At 49.0% G+C, this 22,032-nt stretch carries 13 protein-coding genes and 1 tRNA gene; 10 read left to right on the forward strand and 4 right to left on the reverse strand.

Annotated elements, in window-relative coordinates; genetic code table 11:
* The first annotated feature begins 202 nt into the window (after nt 1-202).
* Nucleotides 203-4,501, forward strand: coding sequence for a trypsin-like serine protease (locus tag BK816_RS03550; protein WP_071163948.1), 4,299 nt, complete (start codon nt 203-205; stop codon nt 4,499-4,501).
* 175 nt (nt 4,502-4,676) lie between these two features.
* Here the strand turns inward: BK816_RS03550 and BK816_RS03555 are convergent, their stop codons facing one another.
* Entirely contained in the window at nt 4,677-5,252 is a 576-nt protein-coding gene (locus BK816_RS03555) for a GDSL-type esterase/lipase family protein (protein WP_071163949.1), read from the reverse strand.
* Nucleotides 5,253-5,294: 42 nt separating this feature from the next.
* Nucleotides 5,295-8,882, reverse strand: a complete 3,588-nt coding sequence (locus BK816_RS03560; protein WP_418214810.1) for a multifunctional oxoglutarate decarboxylase/oxoglutarate dehydrogenase thiamine pyrophosphate-binding subunit/dihydrolipoyllysine-residue succinyltransferase subunit — start codon at nt 8,880-8,882, stop codon at nt 5,295-5,297.
* Between the two features lie 403 nt (nt 8,883-9,285).
* Between BK816_RS03560 and BK816_RS03565 the strand changes: the two genes are divergently transcribed.
* The 4 genes from BK816_RS03565 (at nt 9,286) to BK816_RS03580 (ending at nt 13,617) form a co-directional block, all read left to right on the forward strand.
* Nucleotides 9,286-10,641, forward strand: a complete 1,356-nt coding sequence (locus BK816_RS03565) for a hemolysin family protein (RefSeq protein WP_071163951.1) — start codon at nt 9,286-9,288, stop codon at nt 10,639-10,641.
* Nucleotides 10,641-11,696, forward strand: coding sequence for a hemolysin family protein (locus BK816_RS03570; protein ID WP_071163952.1), 1,056 nt, complete (start codon nt 10,641-10,643; stop codon nt 11,694-11,696). Before BK816_RS03565 ends, BK816_RS03570 begins: the two co-directional genes overlap by 1 nt.
* Before the next feature lie 179 nt (nt 11,697-11,875).
* Nucleotides 11,876-12,781: a M23 family metallopeptidase gene (locus BK816_RS03575; protein WP_071163953.1), complete on the forward strand. Its 906-nt coding sequence runs from the start codon at nt 11,876-11,878 to the stop codon at nt 12,779-12,781.
* Nucleotides 12,782-12,795: 14 nt separating this feature from the next.
* Nucleotides 12,796-13,617, forward strand: a complete 822-nt coding sequence (locus BK816_RS03580) for a glycerophosphodiester phosphodiesterase family protein (protein WP_071163954.1) — start codon at nt 12,796-12,798, stop codon at nt 13,615-13,617.
* 25 nt (nt 13,618-13,642) lie between these two features.
* Here the strand turns inward: BK816_RS03580 and BK816_RS03585 are convergent.
* Both BK816_RS03585 and BK816_RS03590 read right to left on the reverse strand, forming a co-directional pair.
* Nucleotides 13,643-13,715: transfer RNA gene (locus tag BK816_RS03585), tRNA-Arg, on the reverse strand.
* A 133-nt stretch (nt 13,716-13,848) separates the two neighbouring features.
* Nucleotides 13,849-15,060, reverse strand: coding sequence for an S-layer homology domain-containing protein (locus BK816_RS03590; RefSeq protein WP_071163955.1), 1,212 nt, complete (start codon nt 15,058-15,060; stop codon nt 13,849-13,851).
* Between the two features lie 112 nt (nt 15,061-15,172).
* On the opposite strand from BK816_RS03590, the gene argS reads away from it, so the two are divergent.
* The 5 genes from argS (at nt 15,173) to BK816_RS03615 (ending at nt 22,009) form a co-directional block, all read left to right on the forward strand.
* Nucleotides 15,173-16,852, forward strand: a complete 1,680-nt coding sequence (gene argS, locus BK816_RS03595) for an arginine--tRNA ligase (protein ID WP_071163956.1) — start codon at nt 15,173-15,175, stop codon at nt 16,850-16,852.
* Nucleotides 16,853-16,854: 2 nt separating this feature from the next.
* On the forward strand, nt 16,855-18,261 hold the full coding sequence (lysA, locus tag BK816_RS03600; protein WP_071163957.1) for a diaminopimelate decarboxylase: 1,407 nt from the start codon (nt 16,855-16,857) through the stop codon (nt 18,259-18,261).
* A 22-nt stretch (nt 18,262-18,283) separates the two neighbouring features.
* Nucleotides 18,284-19,240: a hypothetical protein gene (locus BK816_RS03605; RefSeq protein ID WP_071163958.1), complete on the forward strand. Its 957-nt coding sequence runs from the start codon at nt 18,284-18,286 to the stop codon at nt 19,238-19,240.
* 150 nt (nt 19,241-19,390) lie between these two features.
* Entirely contained in the window at nt 19,391-21,226 is a 1,836-nt protein-coding gene (gene rho, locus BK816_RS03610) for a transcription termination factor Rho (protein ID WP_071163959.1), read from the forward strand.
* A 48-nt stretch (nt 21,227-21,274) separates the two neighbouring features.
* Nucleotides 21,275-22,009 carry a class I SAM-dependent methyltransferase gene (locus tag BK816_RS03615; protein ID WP_071163960.1) on the forward strand — a complete coding sequence of 245 codons (735 nt, stop codon included), beginning with the start codon at nt 21,275-21,277 and terminating at the stop codon, nt 22,007-22,009.
* Nucleotides 22,010-22,032: the final 23 nt, after the last annotated feature.

Consider the following 22,032-nt stretch of genomic DNA (forward strand, 5'->3'; position numbering starts at 1 on the left):
ACTATGTTCTAGGTCACGGTTTTTCTGTGCTCAAGAAAAGTTTCTACTTTTGGGCCATACTAGTAGGTGGTAACTTTTATTTACTATTGCTCTCAGTGTCGAGAAGGCTCTTGAAAGTAGGCTCATCACAGGTGATGGCTTTGTCTTCTCGGTAACGAGAGCGGTGGTTAATGTCTTTAATGGATAGGAAAGGCCCTATTTTATGAGCATCGGAAAGACTCGAACCCGTTTGCTGGCTACCCTCGCCACCTCGGCATTACTTTTTTCTACGATTTCTACAACGTCTGCTTTTGCTATGAACGATGGGCGTGATGCGGCCGAGGATGATCCATTAGTTGGACCGGTCACGTATCTTTTTACAGGCGATGGGGCTTGTACTGGTGCCTTGGTATCACCTCACTGGATTTTAACTGCACGTCACTGTGTTGATGTGTCTAACATGAAGATGCTCAAGGGATCCTATGCGACCTTTGGTCGAACCTACACGAATAAGCGCGAAAAACAGCACCGAGTCGACTATTTCGTCGGTGCTAAGACTTCCGACGTCGGTTTGGCTCACCTTGCTGAGCCGGTAAACGACGTAACACCAGCAGTATTGAATGACAAGCAAATGCTGGTTGGTAAGAAAGGGATCGTTTACGGGTGGGGTGGCGGTACCACCAAGAATGAGGGATCTGCGGTTAGCGTTTCTGATTCTACGATCCAACGTCTTGCCCCTGACCGTCCTGGAGACAAAAGTACTACTTTGGGAACGTTTATTGCCGATCCAGGAGCCTTAAGACCTGGTGATTCCGGTGGTCCGACTTTTGTAAATGGGAAATTGGCTTTTGTTTCCCATGCGATCGCAAGTTTGGATGTTACACCTTATTACCACTACTACACGGCAGCTACTGTCTTCGATAATCTGGAATGGATTAATCGTTATATCGAAAATGACAGTAAGAAACCTACTGGTGTCCATTTCAAAGAGATCGTAAAAACGCTACCGAATAATGAGAGTAATCATATCGTTGCCCAAATTGATCCTGTGGTGCGGGGCAATTTGACACTTACTGTTAATGGTCAGGAAGTCGAGACTAAGGCAGTTGATGAGAACGGCCGGGCGGAGTTTGATTACACGAATACTTCCGGTGATCGTTACCAAGTAAATGCTCATTTCGTTCCTGAGAACTCTGAGGACTACATTGATGGTTATGCCGCTAGTGTCTTTGTACAAAATGGGCCGAGGACGTTACCGGTTAAGGTGGTAATGCCAGATGTGCTTCGACCGGGTCGAACTGTCAATGTTGGAGTCGACGTGCCAGCTGCAGGTAAAGTCAAGTTAGAGCTTACCTATTCAAACGCTGCTGGTGAAGAGCAGAAAATTGAAACTGAAGATGTAGTTGTCACCGCTCCTGGAATCGTGAAGGTTCCGGTCGCATTACCAACTGACGCTAATGGCAAGGTTGGGTTCCAAGCTCACTTTGATAGCAAGGACAAAACTAAGGTTCGCAACGCTGATTCTAAGATTGTTCGTAGAATGCTAGATGGTGAAAATATCACTAATGAGGTCGCTGAGTTGCTAGATCGGGCAATTGACAATGTGGCTCCAGTGAGAGCTTCTTCTGAGCATGATGGCAATAGCCGAGCGGGGAATGCATTTGACCACAACTCTGATTCTCTATGGCACACCACTTGGGACGGAGAACCTGCGCCCCATTGGATTGAAATGGAGACTCCAAAGGCATTTAAGTTCACTAATCTTCTATATTTGCCTCGTAAAGAGGGACAAAATGGCTTTGCCAAGAAGGTCAAGGTTAAGGTTGCTCCTCAATGCGGGCCCGACGCCCAATGGACTGAGGTTGCTTCACAGACATTAACTGCGAAACACAGTTGGCATAACATTCCAATGACTGCGCAGGAAAATGGTGCGAAGTGTGTTCGATTCGAGATTGAGTCAACTCAAAATGGTCGACAGTTTGGTTCAGCCGCTGAGATTCGTTTGGTTGGCATCGATCCTGAACAAAAGCAAGTAACTGCAAATTTGCAAACTGATGAATCTGTGACTGTAGGTAATGAAACTGAAATTACGGTATCGGCTACTCCTGAAGATTTTGTTGGGACTGCAATCCTGCATGTAGATGGTGCCACTGTGGAACCAGAAGTACCCGTGGAAAATGGTCGGGCGACATTTACTTATCGTCCTCAGCGGGTAGGTTCTCTGGCACTTCGGGCGTTATTAAAGCCTAGCGACTCTAGTAAATATTCGTCTGCTAGTGCAGTTGGGCAGCTTGCCGTTTCTCCTATCGATACCACCCTTGGTCTAACTCATGAGGGAAACAAGGTGTATCAAGATGCGGGAGAAGTCACGGCTACCGTCGAACCTTCCGGAGCAACGGGTAAAATTAAGTTCTTATTTAACGGAAGCCATGCAGTTTCAGTTGAGCTAGTAGATGGGCACGCAAAGGCTCCTGTTCCTAATGATCTTGCGGGAGATGTCACGGTCAGTGCTACTTATCTTCCTGCTACGACTAACTACCGTGAAAAAGAAAAATCACTGACGTTCAAAATTGCTCCAAAGCAAACCAAGCTAAGTGCAGAACTACTGGATACTAAACTTGTTGTAGGCCAAGATGCTCATCTGAAGCTTCTAAGCTCTGCTGATGGTTTGGCAGTAGTGGCGGTTGACGCCGGTGGTAAACAGAAACTATTAGGTCCTTATGAACTGAAGGCTAACGAACCTAAGACGGTTAACGTGCCATTGGAATACGTTGGTCAGTTGCGTTTCGCCGCAAACTTCATTCCGGAAAGCGCGTTGAAGGCAACTGATGCTGAAACGACAGTACGGACAGTTATGGTTGAAGATGTGACACCCACACCTGAACCAACTCAAGAAGTAAGTGTGGAACCTTCTCCAGAAAAGACCGTAGAACCAACTCCTGAGTTCGTAGATCCTTTCCCAATTCCGACTCCGGTCCCAACTCCGGTTCCTACTCCGGCACCTGAGCCGACCAAGGAACCAACTGTTGAGCCGACTCCGGCCCCAACCCCGGCTCCTACTCCGGCACCTGAGCCGACCAAGGAACCAACTGTTGAGCCGACTCCGGTCCCAACCCCGGCTCCTACTCCGGCACCTGAGCCGACCAAGGAACCAACTGTTGAGCCGACTCCGGTCCCAACCCCAGCTCCTACTCCGGCACCTGAGCCGACCAAGGAACCAACTGTTGAGCCGACTCCGGCCCCAACCCCGGCTCCTACTCCGGCACCTGAGCCGACCAAGGAACCAACTGTTGAGCCCACTCCGGCCCCAACTCCAGCTCCTACTCCGGCACCAGAGCCGACCAAGGAACCAACTGTTGAGCCGACCCCGGCCCCAACCCCAGTTCCTCCGGTAAAGCCAGAGCCAACCCCGGCTCCGAAGCCTCCGGTAAAGCCAGAACCGACTCCAGCTCCTAAGCCACCGGTAAAGCCAGAACCGACTCCAGTTTTGCCTGATCCAAAGCCTGAGCCGAAGCCGCTTCCTCCGGTTAAGCCGAAGCCTCCGGTAAAGCCTGAGCCGACTCCAGCCCCGGTTAAGCCTGCTCCTAAGCCGCAGCCGAAGCCAGAGCCTAAGCCGACCCCGGTTAAGCCTGCTCCTAAGCCGCAGCCAAAGCCAGAGCCTAAGCCGACCCCGGTCAAGCCTGAGCCAAAGCCTGCTCCGGTAAAGCCAGCTCCGGCTCCGGTTAAGCCTGCTCCTAAGCCGCAGCCGCAGCCAGAGCCTAAGCCGACCCCGGTCAAGCCTGAGCCAAAGCCGCAGCCAAAGCCTGCTCCGGTTGAGCCTGCTCCGAAGCCTCCGGTAAAGCCGGCTCCAGCTCCGGTCAAGCCTGCTCCGAAGCCACAGCCAGTACGTCAGTGCTTCCCATTCGATGCCACTCGTGCTCCTAAGTACAACGCTCGTTTGTTCAAGGATGTGCCTTTGTCTGAATGGTTCTCGCCTGAAATCTACTGGGCTCGTGCAGTTGGTGTCACCACCGGTTGGAGTGATAACACCTTCCGTCCATTAAGTGGTACGAAGCGTGAAGATATGGCTGCGTTCTTGTACCGCTTGGCTGGTTCCCCAGCTTTCCGGGCAGATCGCGTTGGCTTCAAGGACGTACCGCGTCAGAACCCATTCTCTTTTGAGATTGAGTGGATGCGGGTAAGTGGTATCTCCACTGGTTGGGCTGATAACACCTTCCGTCCAAAGCAGTATGTAACTCGTGATGCTATGGCCGCATTCTTGATGCGCTTTGCTAACAAGTTCCCGCACGTAGTTTCTCCTGATGTTCGTCCAGCTAACTTGGATCTACACAAGGCTAAGATGGGCTTCAAGGATGTTCGTGTAACTGATTTGCACGGTGAAGCGATGCGTTGGGCTTGGGCTTCTGGTGTTTCCACCGGTTGGCCAGACGGTACCTACCGTCCACTTAACCAAGTTAATCGTGATGCGATGATCGTATTCATCTACCGCATGCTAAACAATAAGGCAAAGACCAAGTGCTAATGGTTTAGCAAACTAGATAGTGATGGCCTAGAGGAAGAATAAGCGCAAGCTTAACCCTCTAGGCCATCACTATTTCTACAATAAGTTCTGAGAACCAGGTTAAAGGCAGACAAAACTAAGCTCTAAGATTAGCGCTTCAAGTGTTTATTGATCAGAAGCACTTAGCATCTTAAATCTAGTTTGACAACCATTCATACCAGCCATCATGTAGCACTAGCCAGGCCATAAGACCATAACCAGTCTGTTTTGGTAAGGCGGCCTGAGGATCAAGAAAGTCGCTACGCCATTGTTCGTGTTCAACTAACGGATGGTAGAGATCAACCCAAGTTATCTGTCGCCGATGGGCAACTTCGTAACCGATCTGAACTAGTTCCTCAAGATCATTACTGCTAATTGAGGGTAGCGGGGGAGGACTTACTAACATCACTTTGGCGCCCAGCTTCGTTAATCCATCCAAAGTGTTAGCTAAATGTAAACGGGTTCGGGCACTAGAAATTCCGGCTTCGATATCATGAATCCCCATCCCAACGGCAACATAAAGAGGTTCACTTTGGTCAGGTCGACGACGCTGAACTTCTTCTAGGAAACGCTGTGACAAATCTTGGGTGGTTTCTTGCGGAATTCCAAGGACCAACACGTCAGTTTGCGAAGTAAATTCCGTTCGTGTTACCGCTCGCCCAATCCAACCAAGAGCGCGCTCGTCCCCAGTACCGGCAACAAGCTCGTCACCTAAGAAAACTAATTTCGTCATACTTCTTCCAAAAGTGATTAGTAGCAGCTATCTGTGAGCCAACTATACTCGATTAAAAGCTTCAGCCAACAAGGTACGGGCCTGTTGCTGGTGGAGTTTCATAGTACCAGCACTAGTAGACGCCATTTCAGGACGAGATACTACGGATAAACCACCTAATTCAGGTGCCAGGTTTAGTGCCATAAATGGCCAAGCACCTTGGTTACGAGGCTCATCCTGAACCCAGACCAACTCTGCCTCTGAGTACTTTGCTAAGGTCTGCTTAATCTCTTCGAGCGGTAACGGATACAGCTGTTCGATTCGAATAATAGCGGTAGTGTTATCGCCTAGGTCTTTTCGTTCCTTAACGAGGTCGTAGTAGAGACGACCGGTACAAAGCAGAACTCTAGTTACCTGCTCGGGAGAGTTGAGAATAACTTGGTCAACTTCATCGAGCACTGGCTTAAACTGTCCGGTTGTAAACTCGGCAATGTCGGACTGAGCCGCAGCAAGACGTAACAGCTGCTTAGGGGTGAAAACAATCAACGGTTTACGAGGCTGTTGATATGCCTGCTCCCTAAGTAGATGGAAATAATTTGCCGGGGTAGAAGGCTGAGTTACCCTCATATTATTTTGGGCGCAAAGTTGTAGGTAACGTTCAATTCTGGCAGAAGAGTGGTCTGGCCCCTGTCCTTCAAAACCGTGAGGCAACAACATTACAAGAGACGAGCGTTGGCGCCACTTCTGCTCGGCAGAAGAAACGAACTCATCCATGACAGTCTGCGCGCCATTTGCGAAATCACCGAATTGCGCTTCCCAAAGAACTAGAGAGTCCGGGCTTTCAACCGAATAACCGTATTCAAAAGCCAAAGGTGCGTATTCAGATAACGACGAATCATAAATCATGAAAGGTGCTTGCCGATCAGATAGATTAGCGAGCGGAGTCCATTCTTGGCCAGTATGTAAGTCATGGAGAACTGCATGCCGTTGGACGAAGGTGCCACGTCGAGAATCCTCGCCGCTCATTCGAACAGGAGTGCCCTCAAGTAGCAAAGTACCAAAAGCCAAGAGTTCAGCAAAGCCCCAGTCAACCTTGGCTTCTCCCAAAGTCATTTGCCGGCGCTTTTGCAACAGCTGGACCATCTTAGGATGAGGAGTAAAACCTTCAGGGAAGTTGATATGAGCTTCGCCCACACGTTCAATTAGTTCTCGTGGTGCATTTGAAGTCCAGCCAAGAACTACACCACTTCCTTCTGATTGGGATTGCGGAAGTGGAATCCCTGCCACTTCGTTATGATTCTTAGCTTGAGGATATCCGCCATTGGCACGAGTCTCTTCCAGAATGCGATTCAACTCATTACGGTACTCGTCTAAAGCCGCAATAGCTTCGGCCTCGGTGATATCTCCACGACCAATCAAGTTACGAGTATAAACTTCTCGGGTCGATGGTAGCGCATCGATTTGCGAATACATGATGGGCTGGGTCATCGAAGGATCATCGCCTTCGTTATGGCCACGACGTCGATAACAGACTAAGTCGATAATCACGTCTTTATGGAACTCTCGTCTAAAGGCATACGCCAGATGAGCAATTCGAACCACCATTTCGGGATCGTCTGCATTCACATGGAAAATTGGAACTTGGAGACCCTTAGCCAAGTCTGTACAGTAGTTAGTCGAACGGGCCGAAGTTGGTCCAGTAGTAAAACCGATCTGGTTATTAACAATTACGTGGATTGTGCCGCCGGTGTGGTAGGCCTTCAACTGGCTCATATTAAGCGTTTCATAGACGACACCTTGTCCAATAAAAGCTGCATCGCCATGGATTAGGATAGGCAGAATATCTGCAGGGGAATTAATACGATCAGCCTTGGCACGTGCAATCCCTTCCAAGACGCCGTCTGCAGCCTCTAGATGCGAAGGATTAGCCGCTAAATAAACTTTGACTGACTTTCCGTTGTCGCAGTTAAAAACGCCCTCGGTTCCAAGGTGATACTTAACGTCACCAGAACCCTCGTATAGACTCGGATCGATATTACCCTCAAACTCCGAGAAAATCTGGCCGTAGTTCTTGCCGCAGATATTCGCCAGAACATTCAAACGACCTCGGTGAGCCATACCAATTGCCACTTCCTCCAACTCATCGTTGGCGGCATGATAGAGCACATTATCGAGCAATGGAATCAAAGATTCACCGCCCTCCAGAGAGAAACGCTTCTGGCCCATGTACTTAGTTTGTAAGAAGGTTTCAAAAGCTTCAGCATGGTTTAGAGTGCGAAGAATACGACGTTGATGATCCGAAGAAACCTTCTCATAAGGTTGCTCAATAATCTTCTGCATCCACTCCCGCTGAGTGGGATCTTGGATATGCATGTACTCAATCCCAGCCGTACGCGAATAAGTATCACGAAGCTGATCCAAAATATCGCGTAGAGGAAGACGAGATTTTCCGCCAAAACCGCCAGTGGGGAAGGGATGGTCAAGATCCCAAATGCTTAGACCATATTTGCCGATGTTCAAGTCTGGGTGTCGACGAACTCGGTAACGGAGCGGATCGGTATCTGCGGCGAGATGACCTCGGGAACGATATGCATGAATAAGCTCAGAAATACGAGCCGACTTGCCAAGCTGATCGGCCTCGTCCCAATCTTGATTCTGTGCCCACTCTAGTGGCTCAAGTGGAATATTAAGAGCGGCAAAAACCCGCTCATAGAAGCCATCCAACCCCATTAATTTGGTGCTCATGTCTGCTAGAAGCTGGCCTGACGCTGCACCCTGGATAACTCGGTGGTCATAAGTTGACGTTAAAGTCAGAATCTTACCGACGCCAGCATGCGCGCGTTGCTTCAAAGAAGCACCCGCCCATTCGGCCGGATAGTCCATAGCGCCGACGCCAATAATTAGAGCTTGCCCCTGCATCAAACGGGGAACCGAAAAAGCAGTCCCAATAGTACCCGGATTAGTTAAAGTTGCTACCGCACCAGACATATCCTTCGGACTCAATTTGCCAGCGCGGGCACGACTAATCAGGTCCTGGTTTGCTTTCCAAAACTCACTAAAAGTTAGAGTATCTGCTGCGTTAATAACTGGTACTAGAAGAGTACGTTCACCATTATCTTTAGGAATATCAACCGCGATACCCAAATTAATATGGCTGAAATGATGAATTCCAGGTTTGCCATCAACCTCCTCATAGCGCACGCAAAGCTGAGGTTGTTTCGCCAAAGATTCAGTTAGGGCGTAACCGATTAGGTGAGTAAAAGAGATCTTACCCCCAGTGGTCCGAGCTAAATGATCGTTGATGAGCTTTCGATTTTCAATCATCACTCGCGCCGGAACTTGACGGGATGAAGTAGCAGTTGGAACTGAAAGCGAAGCTTCCATGTTCCGAGCGATGGCAGCCCCCATGGCTTTTAGTTTGCTTACGGAGTCGGTCTTTTCGTCTTTAGTTGAACTCGTCGTTGAGCCATGAGCTGCTGCATAAGGAGAAGTGGGAGGGGCTACATAAACCGGGGGCAAGGGAGGAAGATCTGAACGTGACGCATCTGCGATACGAGAACTGGCGGAAAGACCATCAACTTTTGACGACATCAGTTTTTGAGGCTGATATCCAACCGGCGGTGGAGGAGGAGTCACGGGACGATGCGCCACCTCTGGATTGTTAACAGAAGAATCTTGCTCGTTATTAAAATCGTTGTGGTTCACGGCATTCCTTTTCAATCGCAGCTCCAAGACCGTATGTGAATAAGATTATGACGAAAAAGAGGTCAAGACAATCTCAACAAGCCTAAATCAATGAACTTTACTGATAGTTTAGAAATAACCTTTAAAAAGCCAATGAAGCTATGAAACTTTTTAAGCTTAACGACTCATATCAAGCTAAGGTGAGAAAGACTGCTTGTTAGTAACTAAAAAGTGACTCCGACAAAGCGTAGAATTAGTTAGAATGAAATTGTCGTCATTAACTTCTAGAAGTGAGCTGAGTGCTGAATGAATCCTGCTTATAGCAGTCGAAACCATGTTACGTTGCCGGCAATGATCGTCGAGGTAGCGCATGTGGCTTGATCTTTTCCTGATTCTTTGCGGCGTAGTGCTGACTCTCGGGACGGCATTATTTGTGGCTGCAGAATTTGCCCTCGTTGCCTTAGACCAAGCGCTTGTGGAGCAAAAGATTGCGGCAGGACAGTCAGAACATAAGGCAACGCTTAAGGCACTCAAAAAACTTTCGACACAACTATCGGGTGCTCAAGTCGGGATTACACTAACTACGATTCTGCTTGGCTACACCACTCAGACCGCCCTCGGCAAGATCTTCACTAACTGGGGGCTTGCGTGGGAACTGAACTTGGCTATCGCCACTACGATCGGGCTTTTTTCGGCAGCAGTTATTGTCAACTTGGCATCTATGTTGTTTGGTGAGTTGATTCCGAAAAACCTTGCTCTTGCTGATCCGCTAAAGATGGCAGCTCGAGTTGCCCCATGGCAGATGGTCTTTACCAAAGTAATGTATCCACTAATCGTGGTGCTAAACGGTAGTGCTAACTGGGTATTGAAACGTTTCGGACTAAACGCAGTAGAGGAACTTTCCTCAGCACGGTCAGCTCCTGAACTGGCTGCTCTTGTTAAGCATAGTGCTCAAGAAGGCATGCTAGATGAACAAACCGCCACGATTTTCACCAAATCAGTACAACTCGGTGAGCTAGAAGCTGTAGACGTTATGACCCACCGGTCATCTATGCACTGGATTAAGGCAGAACAGTCGGCCGCTGAAGTCATTGCGCTTGCTAGAAAAACGGGGCATTCCAGATTCCCAGTAATCGGGGAAGACATCGATGATGTCTTGGGGATTGTATATCTCCGCCGTGCCGTAGCGGTGCCCGCAGATAAACGTGAAGAGGTACCTGCCTCGAGTCAATCTCTTATGACTCCTGCACATCGCGTGCCCCAAAGTGCTTCGCTAGCTCCAGTACTAATCGAGCTTCGTGAAGGTGGCTTCCAAATGGCTATCGTCGTGGACGAATATGGTGGTACTGCCGGGTTGCTTACACTGGAGGACATCGTTGAAGAAATCGTTGGGGAAGTAGCCGATGAACATGATCGACGTTCTAGGACCGGCACTCGCAAAGTGGGTGACGATTGGATTGTGCCAGGTTTGCTTCGTCCAGATGAACTAGAAGAATTAGCTGGTCTGACTGTTCCAGATGATGGCCCGTATGAAACGTTAGGCGGGTTGATGATGCAACGTCTAGGGCGCATTCCACAAGTTGGCGACAAAGTCGAAGTAAACGACATCCACTTAAAGGTACGTCGGATGGATGGACGAAGAATCGAATCGCTTCTCGTTTCGCCGCAAAGCCCACCGGCAGAAGAAACCATCGTAGTCAATCTGTCAATGGAGGAAACTAACTAATGTCTAGTCAGTTAGCAATCTTCATCAGTATTGTCTTATTGCTGGGAAACGCATTCTTCGTGGCCTCTGAGTTCGCCATTATGTCCACTCGACGAGCCAAGCTTGAACCTTTGGTCGAAGAAGGCAAATGGGGTGCCAAGCCAGCGTTATGGGCTGTAGAACATGTCTCGGTTATGTTGGCGACTGCCCAGTTAGGCGTAACGCTTTGCTCGACCGGTTTGGGCGCAGTTGCCGAGCCTGCTATCGCTCATTGGATTGCCACACCACTGCATTCCTTAGGATTGCCTGAGGCCAGTGCGCATGTCGTGGCGATTGTAATTGCCCTCCTTATGGTTGTTTATCTTCACGTGGTGTTTGGTGAAATGGTGCCAAAGAACCTTTCCGTTGCCATGCCGGAAAAAGCTATTTTGGTACTAGCGCCGCTATTAGTCGCCTGTGAACGTTTATTTGGACCGCTAGTTAGAGCCTTAGATCGCTTCGCTAACCGGATTGTGCGGCTCTTTGGAGTTGAACCAAAATCTGAAGTCGGGGCAGTTTTTACTCTGGAAGAAGTGGCCCAAATTGTGGAAGTCTCTCGGGCAGAAGGCGTATTAGAAGACGAGGTCGGATTGCTGGCTGGAGCTCTTGAGTTTTCCAGTGAAACGGCAGCAAAAATTATGGTTCCGCTAGAACAATTAGTTACGGTACCTGAAGATGTCACTCCAGCTGAAGTTGAACGAGTCGTAGCAAAAACTGGTTTCTCTCGCTTCTTGGTCGTGGACGAAACTGACACTATGGTCGGATATCTGCACCTCAAGGATGTGCTCTATGCGGAGCATTCCGAAGATCAGGATCTTCGTGAAAAGCCGGTCGATGCCTGGAGAATTCGATCACTCGCGCGGGTAGCTGCCGATAGCGAGGTAGATGAGGCGCTAGCGCATATGCAGCAAACTGCAACCCATCTAGCTATGGTGATGGAAAATCAAAAGGCGGTAGGTGTCCTCTTCTTAGAAGACATTATCGAGGAACTTGTGGGCGAGGTTCGAGACTGCATGCAGAAGGCGGATCGGCTCTAATCAATAGGACTGAATACGTGATTAAGTATTCATTTTTACTGAGCCGATAGACCCAAATATCAATAGCTAGTACTGCTTTAGTGTTATTTTGGCTACCAGAAGCTTGGCAAAAATGTACCATTGCTCGGCTATTGCGCTATGATTCATAAATAAGTTGTTGTTTATCCCTTGGAGACTTTGTGACTGAAAACGGTAGTGAGGCTATGCCCAAACGCCAGTATCCTTCGCGGCGTGCACTTCGCGGCGCGCAGCAAGCTCGTGCGTACGCTGAGGCAAGTCGAGTTCCTGAAACTTCATCGTCATCATCGCAGATCTTAAACCGGTCTGTTCGTTCTCTAATGGTGGGCGCTCTTGGTTTTGCCACTGTAGTAGTACCACTTTCTGGCTTTATTTCCCCAGAGGTCGCTAATCAAGCCAAGATTAAACGAGCGCAATCGTGGGCTGATATTTTGCAATCCAAAGTACAGGCTGCGGAAGCCTTGTCTCTTCGCTCTGACCCGGCAGCGGCCACTCGTGCCGCCGTACGCGAACAGTTGGAAGCTGACAAGTGCCTAAAGACTGATTCTTCAGCCAATGGTGTGCGTACTGCACTGACAGAGAAGCCTGAAGAGCCAGTCGGACAAGATCTTTTCTGGCCACTCGCCCGAGGCACTTACCGTCTTTCTTCTGGCTTTGGTATGCGCGTGAATCCTGTACTAGGTATTTACCGCTTGCACGCAGGAATCGATATGGCTGGTGGTGCTGGTACTCCGATTACCTCTGCTGCTGATGGCATTGTTTCCCGGGTAGGTTGGATCAGCGGGTTAGGATATTCAGTCGCTATCTACCATCCGACGCAAAACGTTACGACCGTATACGGCCACATGATTTCCGGATCTTCGCCTTTGCATCAAGGACAAGAACTAAAAGCTGGAGATTTTGTCGGGAAGCTTGGCTCAACTGGTAATTCTACTGGTCCTCACCTGCACTTTGAAGTACACCGCGGTAAAGATGATAATGACGGTAGTGCTGTAGAGCCGTTGTCTTGGATGAAGAACAATGGTGCGATTTATTCCGACGAAGCTAAGGCTGAACCTAGCTGCTGAACAACTAAAGAGTTATGATTCAGCCAAAAGAATGGACTCCTGGCTCTAAAACTTTAGTATTTGCACATCGTGGCTCGCCTTTACTTGGCGATTTTGAGAATTCTGAAGCTGCCTTTTGCAATGCTTTAGCTACCGGAGCTGAAGCCATTGAATCGGATATTCAAGTTACCAAAGATGGGGTAGCAGTACTTAGTCACGATCCCACCTTGAAACGTTTATTCGGTCAAGACCTCAGTATCGCAAAACTAGCTTGGAAAGAGATCCGAGCAGTTACGAGGGACTATTCGGCACCTTTACTTCGGCTCGATGAAGCTCTGGATTGCTTTTCGGAAACCACATTTAACCTCGACACTAAATGCGATGCGGCAGTTGAGGCTGCGCTGCCTATCTTGTTACAACCCAAAGTGCGTGATCGCGTCTGCGTGGCAACGTTTAGTGATCGTAGAATGCAACGCGTAAGACAAGGTGCGAAAGGCGCCTTGGCTACTTCATTATCAACTAAAGAAGTCCTTCGTTTATTGCGCCTTTCTTACAGTCCGAGGGCGAATCAGCTTAAGCCAGCCGACCTCGCAAAAGTACTGAGCATCTCACCTGAACATGCGGGTCCCGTGGTAGCTGCGCAGATTCCATATCGTTTTAAAGGAACTTTTAAAGTGCTCAGTCCAAATGTGATTACGACTGCGCATAAACTCGGATTAAATCTGCAGGTATGGACGGTAAATAACAGTTCTGAGATTGAGCAAATCACGAATCCAGAAAGCCCCTTGCGGGTAGATGGGGTGATTACCGATCGTTTGCAAAGTGCGTTGACAATTCGCGATAGCTTTTTAGCGTAACAGGTCGGAAAATAGGTAAAAGAAGTACCCCGAACAGGATTCGAACCTGCGACCTTTCGCTCCGGAGGCGAACGCTCTATCCACTGAGCTATCGGGGCAACTAGGACAGTATAGCACTTTTTTTGGCTATCTAGTCAAGCTTTAAAATGTGGGACGAGGACGATTTAGAGATACGTCCTCGTCCCACAAAATAGGCGGATTGTCAGACCAAGCTAGTCTGAAGATATGCCTTTACTTTTGGCACTTAAACAGGTCCACCTGGTAGGTGTATTGCAAATAAGTGGGGTAGCGAACGATGTTTTGTTTAGCAACAAGCTTCAACGGTTTGCCGTTGGTGTTCAGCACCATCTTACGGAAGTTGGTGTCTTCCCAAATGTTCTTTGCCGGATTCGAAGACTGGTAGAGGGAACCGTTGTAAACGCATTTTTCTCCCTTGGCCTTCTTGACGCCAGCCTTTGCGGCCAAGTCATAAAGCTTATTGGTCTCTGCAGCCACGTCAAAAGGCTGGTTTACCAATTTAACGGAGCGACTCCAAGGCAAAGTTTTTGGCGTGTTGGTCAGAACCTTTAGATTCTCGGACTGAATCTTTTGGTGTACACCCTTGAGGAATACGGCCACAGCGTCACGCTGGATGCCCAAGGTCGGACGGAATTCAAAGTGACCCTTGACCGGCCAACCCTTTGAGATGCCATTAGCGTGGAGCCATTCGATCGAGCCACGGAATGGTTGCGACATTGGGACATCGCTGAAGGAAGAAGGAGCTGCTCCCCACTTCTTTTCAGCCATTTTGTCCTGGTTGAGTAAACGGGTAATGAATACTGCCATATCTGCGCGAGCCATGTGGTTCTTTGGACGGAAGGTATTGTCATTCCAGCCGTTAGCTAGGCCGGCTGCCTTCATCCAGCAAATCTGCTTGCTAAAGGTCGACTTGGCAATGTCCACGAAGCAACGGTTGAGATCCTTAGGAGCAGTGAACTCTGGACTACCAGCAAAGCGATAGAGGAAAGCAGCGAAAGCTTCACGGGTTACCTTGGCACGAGGGCGGAAGGTACCGTCGGCCCAACCGGTGGTTAGACCTTCGTTTGCCATCCAATAGATTGCTTTGGCGTGATCCGTTTTAGCGGTAACGTCCTTAAAAACAAATTTAGGCTTGGAAGCGGGGGCTGGTTTGTTTTCCTTTTTAGGTGCCGGGGCAACAGGTGCCTTGGCCTCAGGAGTTTTGGTGGTGTGTGGTTCAGCGGTAGCTGCTGGCTTAGTAGCCTTAGCTTCGGGAGTCTTCACTACGCTAGTTTCTGGAGTCTTGGCAGCCGGTTCGACCGAAGGTGCTGGAGTGGGTTCAGGGGAAGGCGCAACTGGGGCAGCGAGGGCACTACCAGCGCTGGTTCCAACTAATGCGGCAGCGGCCAATGCGGTAGCTAGATTCTGCCAGGATTTCTTAGACATATATTCTCCTTAAGAAATTATTTTGCAATTGTGCCTATCTTCTCAAGCAAAGCTCAATAATGCGCGTTGAATGAACTTTCAGTCATTTGGGATATCAGCTACTATTACAGTCATGACACCAGACCAACTTGCTGCGAAAATTCGCGAGATTCTAATTTCTTTTGTTTCCGATGGCACTCTTGCTTTAACTGAGGCAGATATTCCAGATCCCGTCAAGGTTGAACGCCCGCGCATGCGCGAACATGGCGATTGGGCTACAAATATCGCTCTACAGCTTGGCAAGCGTGGGGGAATGGCGCCGCGCGATCTAGCGCAAAAACTATGTGATGCTCTTGCCAAGGTAGAAGCTGTTGACTCCGCAGAAATTGCCGGTCCTGGTTTTGTCAATATTCGACTTTCGGCTGCGGCCGCTGGTGAACTTGCTCGGACGATTTTGACCGAGGGAACCAAGTATGGAACTAATGACGCTCTTGCTGGTAAGCACATCAACCTTGAGTATGTTTCGGCAAATCCGACTGGCCCGATTCATATTGGCGGTGGTCGTTGGGCTGCGGTTGGCGATGCACTGGCTCGTTTGCTGAAGGCTTCTGGCGCCAAAGTTACCCGCGAATATTACTTTAACGATCATGGTGTTCAAATCGATCGTTTTTCGCGGTCATTGTATGCGCGTGCCATGGGTCAAGAAGTGCCAGAAGATGGCTACGGTGGTCAATATATCGATGATATTGCTTCTAGAGTGCGTCAGATTGCAGCGGAAAAAGACGACCCAGATCCGGTAACTTTGCCTACCGAGGACGCCCTCGAATATTTCCGGGCAGTCGGCGTCGACTTGATGTTTAGCGAAATTAAGAATGAACTACACGGTTTTGGCGTCGATTTTGATGTCTTTTTCCATGAGGAAACTTTGCACGCCTCGGGCGCGGTAGAAAAAGCTATTCAGATTTTGCGTGATCGTGGCATGATCGAAGATCGTGATGGTGCGGTTTGGCTGCGCACTACCGAATTTGGTGATGATAAAGACCGCGTGATTATCAAATCCGATGGACAAGCGGCTTATTTCGCTGGCGATATTGCCTACTACCTTGACAAGCGTGAACGCGGTGCAGATAGCGCCATTTATCTTTTGGGCGCCGATCACCACGGTTACATTGGTCGTATGTACGCAATGGCGGAAGCTTTTGGCGACAAGCCAGGGGAGAACCTACAGATTATTATCGGTCAGCTGGTAAATCTACTTAAGGATGGTAAGCCCTTCCGTTTGTCCAAGCGTGCCGGCAATATGGTGACCTTGGGCGATTTGATTGAAGCAGTTGGGAAGGACGCCGCTCGCTACGCCTTGGCGCGATCATCCATGGACTCGCAGCTTGACATCGACCTCGACCTATTGGGATCTAAGTCGAACGACAACCCGGTTTACTATGTGCAGTATGCCTATGCTCGTACCCGTTCTGTGGCTAGAAATGCTAAGGCAGCTGGGATTAGTCGAGAATCAGGTTTTGACCCCGCACAGCTAGATACTGCGGCTGATGAGGCTTTGCTTGGTGTCCTTGCACAATTCCCACAGTTAGTTGCCACTGCCGCTAACCTACGTGAACAGCACCGTATTGCTCGTTATCTCGAAGAACTAGCTGCCGCCTATCACACCTGGTACGGCAAGTGCCGAGTTACTCCGCGTGCGGATGAATCAGTAAATGAAGGTCACGTTGCGCGACTATGGTTGAATGACGCGGTTGCTCAGGTATTGGAAAACGGACTCGATCTACTAGGCGTTAGCGCTCCAGAACGGATGTGAACATGCTTTCCCAACAAGAACTCGCCAAACTGTCCTGCCCTCATCCAGGTGAAATTTCTGGTTATTGGCCTTGGTCTTTAACCCGAAACGAGGAAGGGGAACTAACTTTCCCAACAGCGACAGTTTCAGAGCTAGCTCAAACCTACGGAACCCCGCTTTTTGTGGTTGACGAGGACGATCTAGCTGGCAAAGCGGAAGTCTGGATTTCGGCAATGTCCGAGGCTTGTTGGGATGGCTATGGCATGAATGGAGCTACGGTATCTTATGCCGCAAAAGCGTTCATGTGCGGCAGCATCGTAAAATTGATGAACCAGCACGGTTTATCAATCGATACTGCCAGCTTAGCCGAACTAGAATGCGCTATTCGTGCTGGAGCAAAACCTGAACAAATCGGGCTGCACGGCAACGCCAAATCGGACGCGGAGCTCCGTCGCGCTGTCGATTTTGGCATTGACCATATCTTCGTAGACAGTCCCGCTGAGGCAGAACGCATCTCACAGATCGCGGCTGAACTGGGCAAAGTTGCGCGCGTTATGATTCGCGTAACCACTGGGGTGCACGCTGGTGGCCACGAGTTCATTGCCACTGCTCATGAAGATCAAAAATTCGGTGTTTCCTTAGCTACTGGAGCTGCTTTCGACCTCGGTCAGAAAATCTCGAATGATCCGAACTTAGATTTCCGTGGATTGCACAGCCATATTGGTTCCCAAATCAATTCCCTAGAGGCATTCGAACAAGGTGCTCTCAAGCTGCTTGGTCTTCGTTCTCAGTTCCTAGCAGCTGGCATTGATATTCCAACTTTGGATCTCGGTGGTGGTTACCCGATCCGTTATCTACCAACCGATCCACAGCCTCTTACTCCTCGGGAAATCGCGGATACGTTAGCTAAGACAGTACGTGAATACTGTCAGTCTCGAAACGAAGATATTCCTCATCTTCAGGTCGAACCAGGGCGTTCTCTGGCTGGTCCGACAGCAATTACGCTCTATCGAGTGGTGGGCATTAAACGCGTCACCATTGCAGAGGGGCAGTACCGTGACTACGTGGCAGTCGACGGCGGTATGAGTGACAATATTCGTCCCGCACTCTATGGTGCGAACTACACAGCTTTATTAGCTAACCGAGTTGGCTCAAGCGAACTAACTTATGCTCGAGTAGTTGGCAAACACTGTGAAAGCGGCGATATTTTGATCCCAGAAATTGCTTTACCAGCAGATCTCAAACCGGGTGATATCTTGGCGATGCCGGCTACTGGTGCCTACGGACGTTCAATGGCTTCAAACTACAATATGGCATTAAAGCCAGGCGTAGTTGCAGCTAGTCGGGACGGAGTAAAAGTTTGGCTACGTCCCGAGACCATCACAGATCTATTCGCCCTCGATCCGGCACTCGCCGAAGTCGAAAAATAGAGCCTAGGTTAGGGGAAGCAAAATGCGCCTACAGAAGTCCTTTGTGAGTCTAAAAGTTCCTGCGGCGTTAAACGGTTTTTCCACCTTTGCACCGGGGATCTCTAATCCTGAAGGACTAGCGGTGGGGTTGGGGCAACCAGATACCGTCCGCATTAGGGCGATCGCTGGGCCCGATCAGTTGTTTCACACCATCGGGGGAGTGGAGACTGGCCTATCTGTCCAAAGTCTTCCGATTTTTGAACTCCTTCATGAGATTTTGGATTTGATCGGTGCGCCCCAGGCGGGGTTTAAAATCGAGTGGCAACAGGGATTACAAGCTATTCCAGGCTTAGTAAAATTTCAAATGTCTTTAGCGGTCGCGGTGCAAGCGATCAAGGCATTGCTGGGCGAACCATATACCTTAAGCCAGGATGAAACAAACGAAATCTACAGCAGATTTACCACGTTAAAGGCAACGACTTTAGCGATTTCGCAGGGCGGCTGGCACTTTAATTCTGCGCTGGAACCTTCCAGAACATGGCAAGAGCCTGAAAATGCAATTCGGTTGCCATTAGACTGTGCTAAAGAACTGCCGGTGACAATTTTTTCTAACGGAGATTTGGCTTCGAGCGTTGAGGCTGAGCGCTATATCCAAGGGGCCGACTTTACTCATTTTGAAGCTCTCGTGTCTTCTGCGTTTTTGGTTCGTCTTTTGTCCTCCAAGGATTTGAATGCGGATCAACAAATCGAACTATTTGACCAATGGGCGGTAAACGCACCGCTACTACCAGCGTTATCGCCTTTGTATCCACAATTAGTCGAGATGCAAAAATGGCTCGAACAAGTTGGCATAGGAGCTTTCGCTTGGGGTGAGAGCCCCGTTCTATTCGCTTTCGGGCAGCTTTCGGAATCGGTGAAAAAAGCGGCAATGGCTGCGGGCTGGCAGATTGAAGAAACCACGATCTGTGACACCGGCCTTGAAATTATGACAGTTTCATAAATATTTGTTAGGCTTGTCCTCAGGCTCAGTGAGCCTTTCACTTTCATCAAAACATGTCGCGTTTTGATGTGATGACCGTAATCGGTCCGTTATCCTCACCCAATGGGTGATTCACCACGCCTTTCTAGGCACTCTCAAGTTAAGGAAACTATGAGCGACGATACTCAGAGCGTAAAAAATGCTCCTTTGTCAACCATGCGAGTTGCGCAGTTGCATGAACTCGCCAAAGAGATGGGTTTACAGGGCACTGATAAGTTACGTCGAATGGAACTTATCAAGGTAATCCGCGAAGCACGATCCCAAGGTGCGTCGGCTGAGAAAAAGCCTAGCAAGTCTCGCCCAGTTAAAAAGACTGAAACTGTGACGGAAAACGTTGCCGAAGCTCCGGTGAAAGACATTGATTCTGCAGCTAAACATGATGACTTGGCTGATAACACAGACAAGACTAATGTTGATGGGGAAAACAATGATCGTCGGCAAAAGGATGCAGGTAATCGCCGAGGACGAGGACGTCGTCGTGCCACTCTTCCTGCAGGTGCTAAAGCTAGTGAGACTGACAAGAACTCCGCTTCTGAAGAAGTGAAGGCAGCGATTGCTGCTGAACTAGCTTCAGCTAAGGCAGAAAAAACAAATGAGCAGCCTCGTAATGAAAAGGCAAAGGTAGAGTCATTAGACGAAATCTCTTTGCCGGATGAACCAGTTCGAGAGCGCAATCATAAGCGTTTTGACGACGATGACGAAGAACGTGGTAACCGTCGTCGTCGTGGTCGTGATCGCAATGGTAAGAACAATCGTCGGGAGCGTGGCAACCGCCGAGATCGTGATGAAGAGTCGTACGACGATTCACGTGAAGAAGAGCTAGTGCCGATCGCAGGTATTTTGGATGTACAAGATAACCATGCCTTCGTTCGCACTTCTGGATACTTGCCAGGACCAAACGACATTTATGTCACCCTAGGGCAAGTACGTCGTTATGGCTTGCGCTCTGGCGATGCCATCCAAGGTGCAGTACGTCCACCAGTCGAAGGTGAACGTCAGCGCCAAAAGTACAATGCTTTGGTCCGACTAGATACCATCAATGGAATGACCATTGAACAGGCCGCTACCCGTGTCGAGTTCAATAAGCTAGTACCGCTATACCCGCAAGAACAGCTCCGTCTAGAAACTAGCGAAAAGGCCTTAACTCCACGAGTTATTGACCTAATCGCTCCTATTGGTAAGGGGCAACGTGGTCTGATTGTATCGCCACCAAAGGCCGGTAAAACCATCATTATGCAGCAAATTGCTAACGCGATTGCGGTAAACAATCCGGAAGTTCATCTCATGGTGGTTCTAGTCGATGAACGTCCCGAAGAAGTTACCGATATGCAGCGAACTGTTCGAGGGGAAGTAATTGCTTCCACCTTCGATCGTCCCGCTGCTGACCACACAATCGTGGCAGAATTAGCTATCGAACGTGCCAAGCGTCTAGTTGAACTCGGACAAGACGTAGTTGTGTTGCTTGATTCGATTACCCGTCTTGGACGTGCCTATAACCTAGCTGCTCCGGCCTCGGGCCGCATCCTTTCTGGTGGTGTTGATGCTTCGGCTCTATACCCGCCAAAGAAGTTCTTCGGCGCTGCTCGTAATATTGAAGGCGGCGGTTCTTTAACGATCCTTGCAACCGCCTTGATCGAAACTGGTTCGAAGATGGATGAAGTTATCTTCGAAGAGTTCAAGGGCACCGGCAATATGGAACTTCGTTTGTCTCGGCAGTTGGCTGATAAGCGAATCTTCCCTGCCGTTGATATTAATGCTTCAGGTACCCGTCGTGAAGAGGCACTATTTAACCCACAAGAGCTCAAGATTTTGTGGAAGCTTCGTCGCGTGCTTGGTGCTTTGGATATTCAGGAATCGGCAGAATTGGTTCTTTCTCGTTTGAAAGAAACAAAGTCAAATGCCGAATTCTTGATGACTGTTGCGAAAAACATGCCAGTAGGCGAGTAACTTGTTGGTGGGCCCGCAGATTGCGGGCCCACCAATTTATTCTTTGCGATGAAAGAGTCTAAGCTAAATAATCCATATTTACTGGCTACAGAGGAATACAATCAAGTACGTCCTAACTACCCAGATGAACTTATAACCCTAATTGCTGCGCAAGCAGAATATCTACCAGGAGAAATACTGGAAGTCGGAGCCGGAACCGGACGCTTAACAAAGGATCTCCTGACTTTTTCTAAAGTTACGGCCCTTGAGCCATCTGCTCCGATGCGTAGTAAGCTTGCGACGCTAGCTGGTGAACAACTAACCATTGTTCCTACTACCTTGGAAGATTCAAATTTCCCCCAGGCTTCGTTTTCCCAGATAATTTTTAGTCAATCTTGGCATTGGTGTAATCCCCAGATTACCGTTGAGAAGATTAGGTCTTATCTACAACCTAGCGGCACTATCTTAGTCGTGTTTAATCAGCTTGATGTTTCTATTCCGTGGGTGAAGCGTCTGACTAGGATCATGCGTTCTGGAGATGTTCATAAACTGTCAAAACCTCCAGCATTAGGTGAAGAGTTTTCTCCCGTCCTCGGGCATGCCATTCCTTTTACGCAAGAATTGACCTTTGAGCAAGTAATGACTCTAGGCAGGACTCGGTCATCTTATCTGAAGTCGACGAGTGCTAACCAACAAAAAATGCAGCAGAACTTGAAATGGTATTTAGAAGACCATCTGGGAATTCCTACTAGCTCGACAATTAAGTTGCCATATCATTGCTTAGTCTTTGCCGGACAACGATGAATGCGTTCAAACTTGAATCGTTA

The sequence above is a fragment of the Boudabousia tangfeifanii genome (assembly GCF_001856685.1).
In the GTDB taxonomy this organism is placed as follows: Bacteria; Actinomycetota; Actinomycetes; order Actinomycetales; family Actinomycetaceae; genus Boudabousia; species Boudabousia tangfeifanii.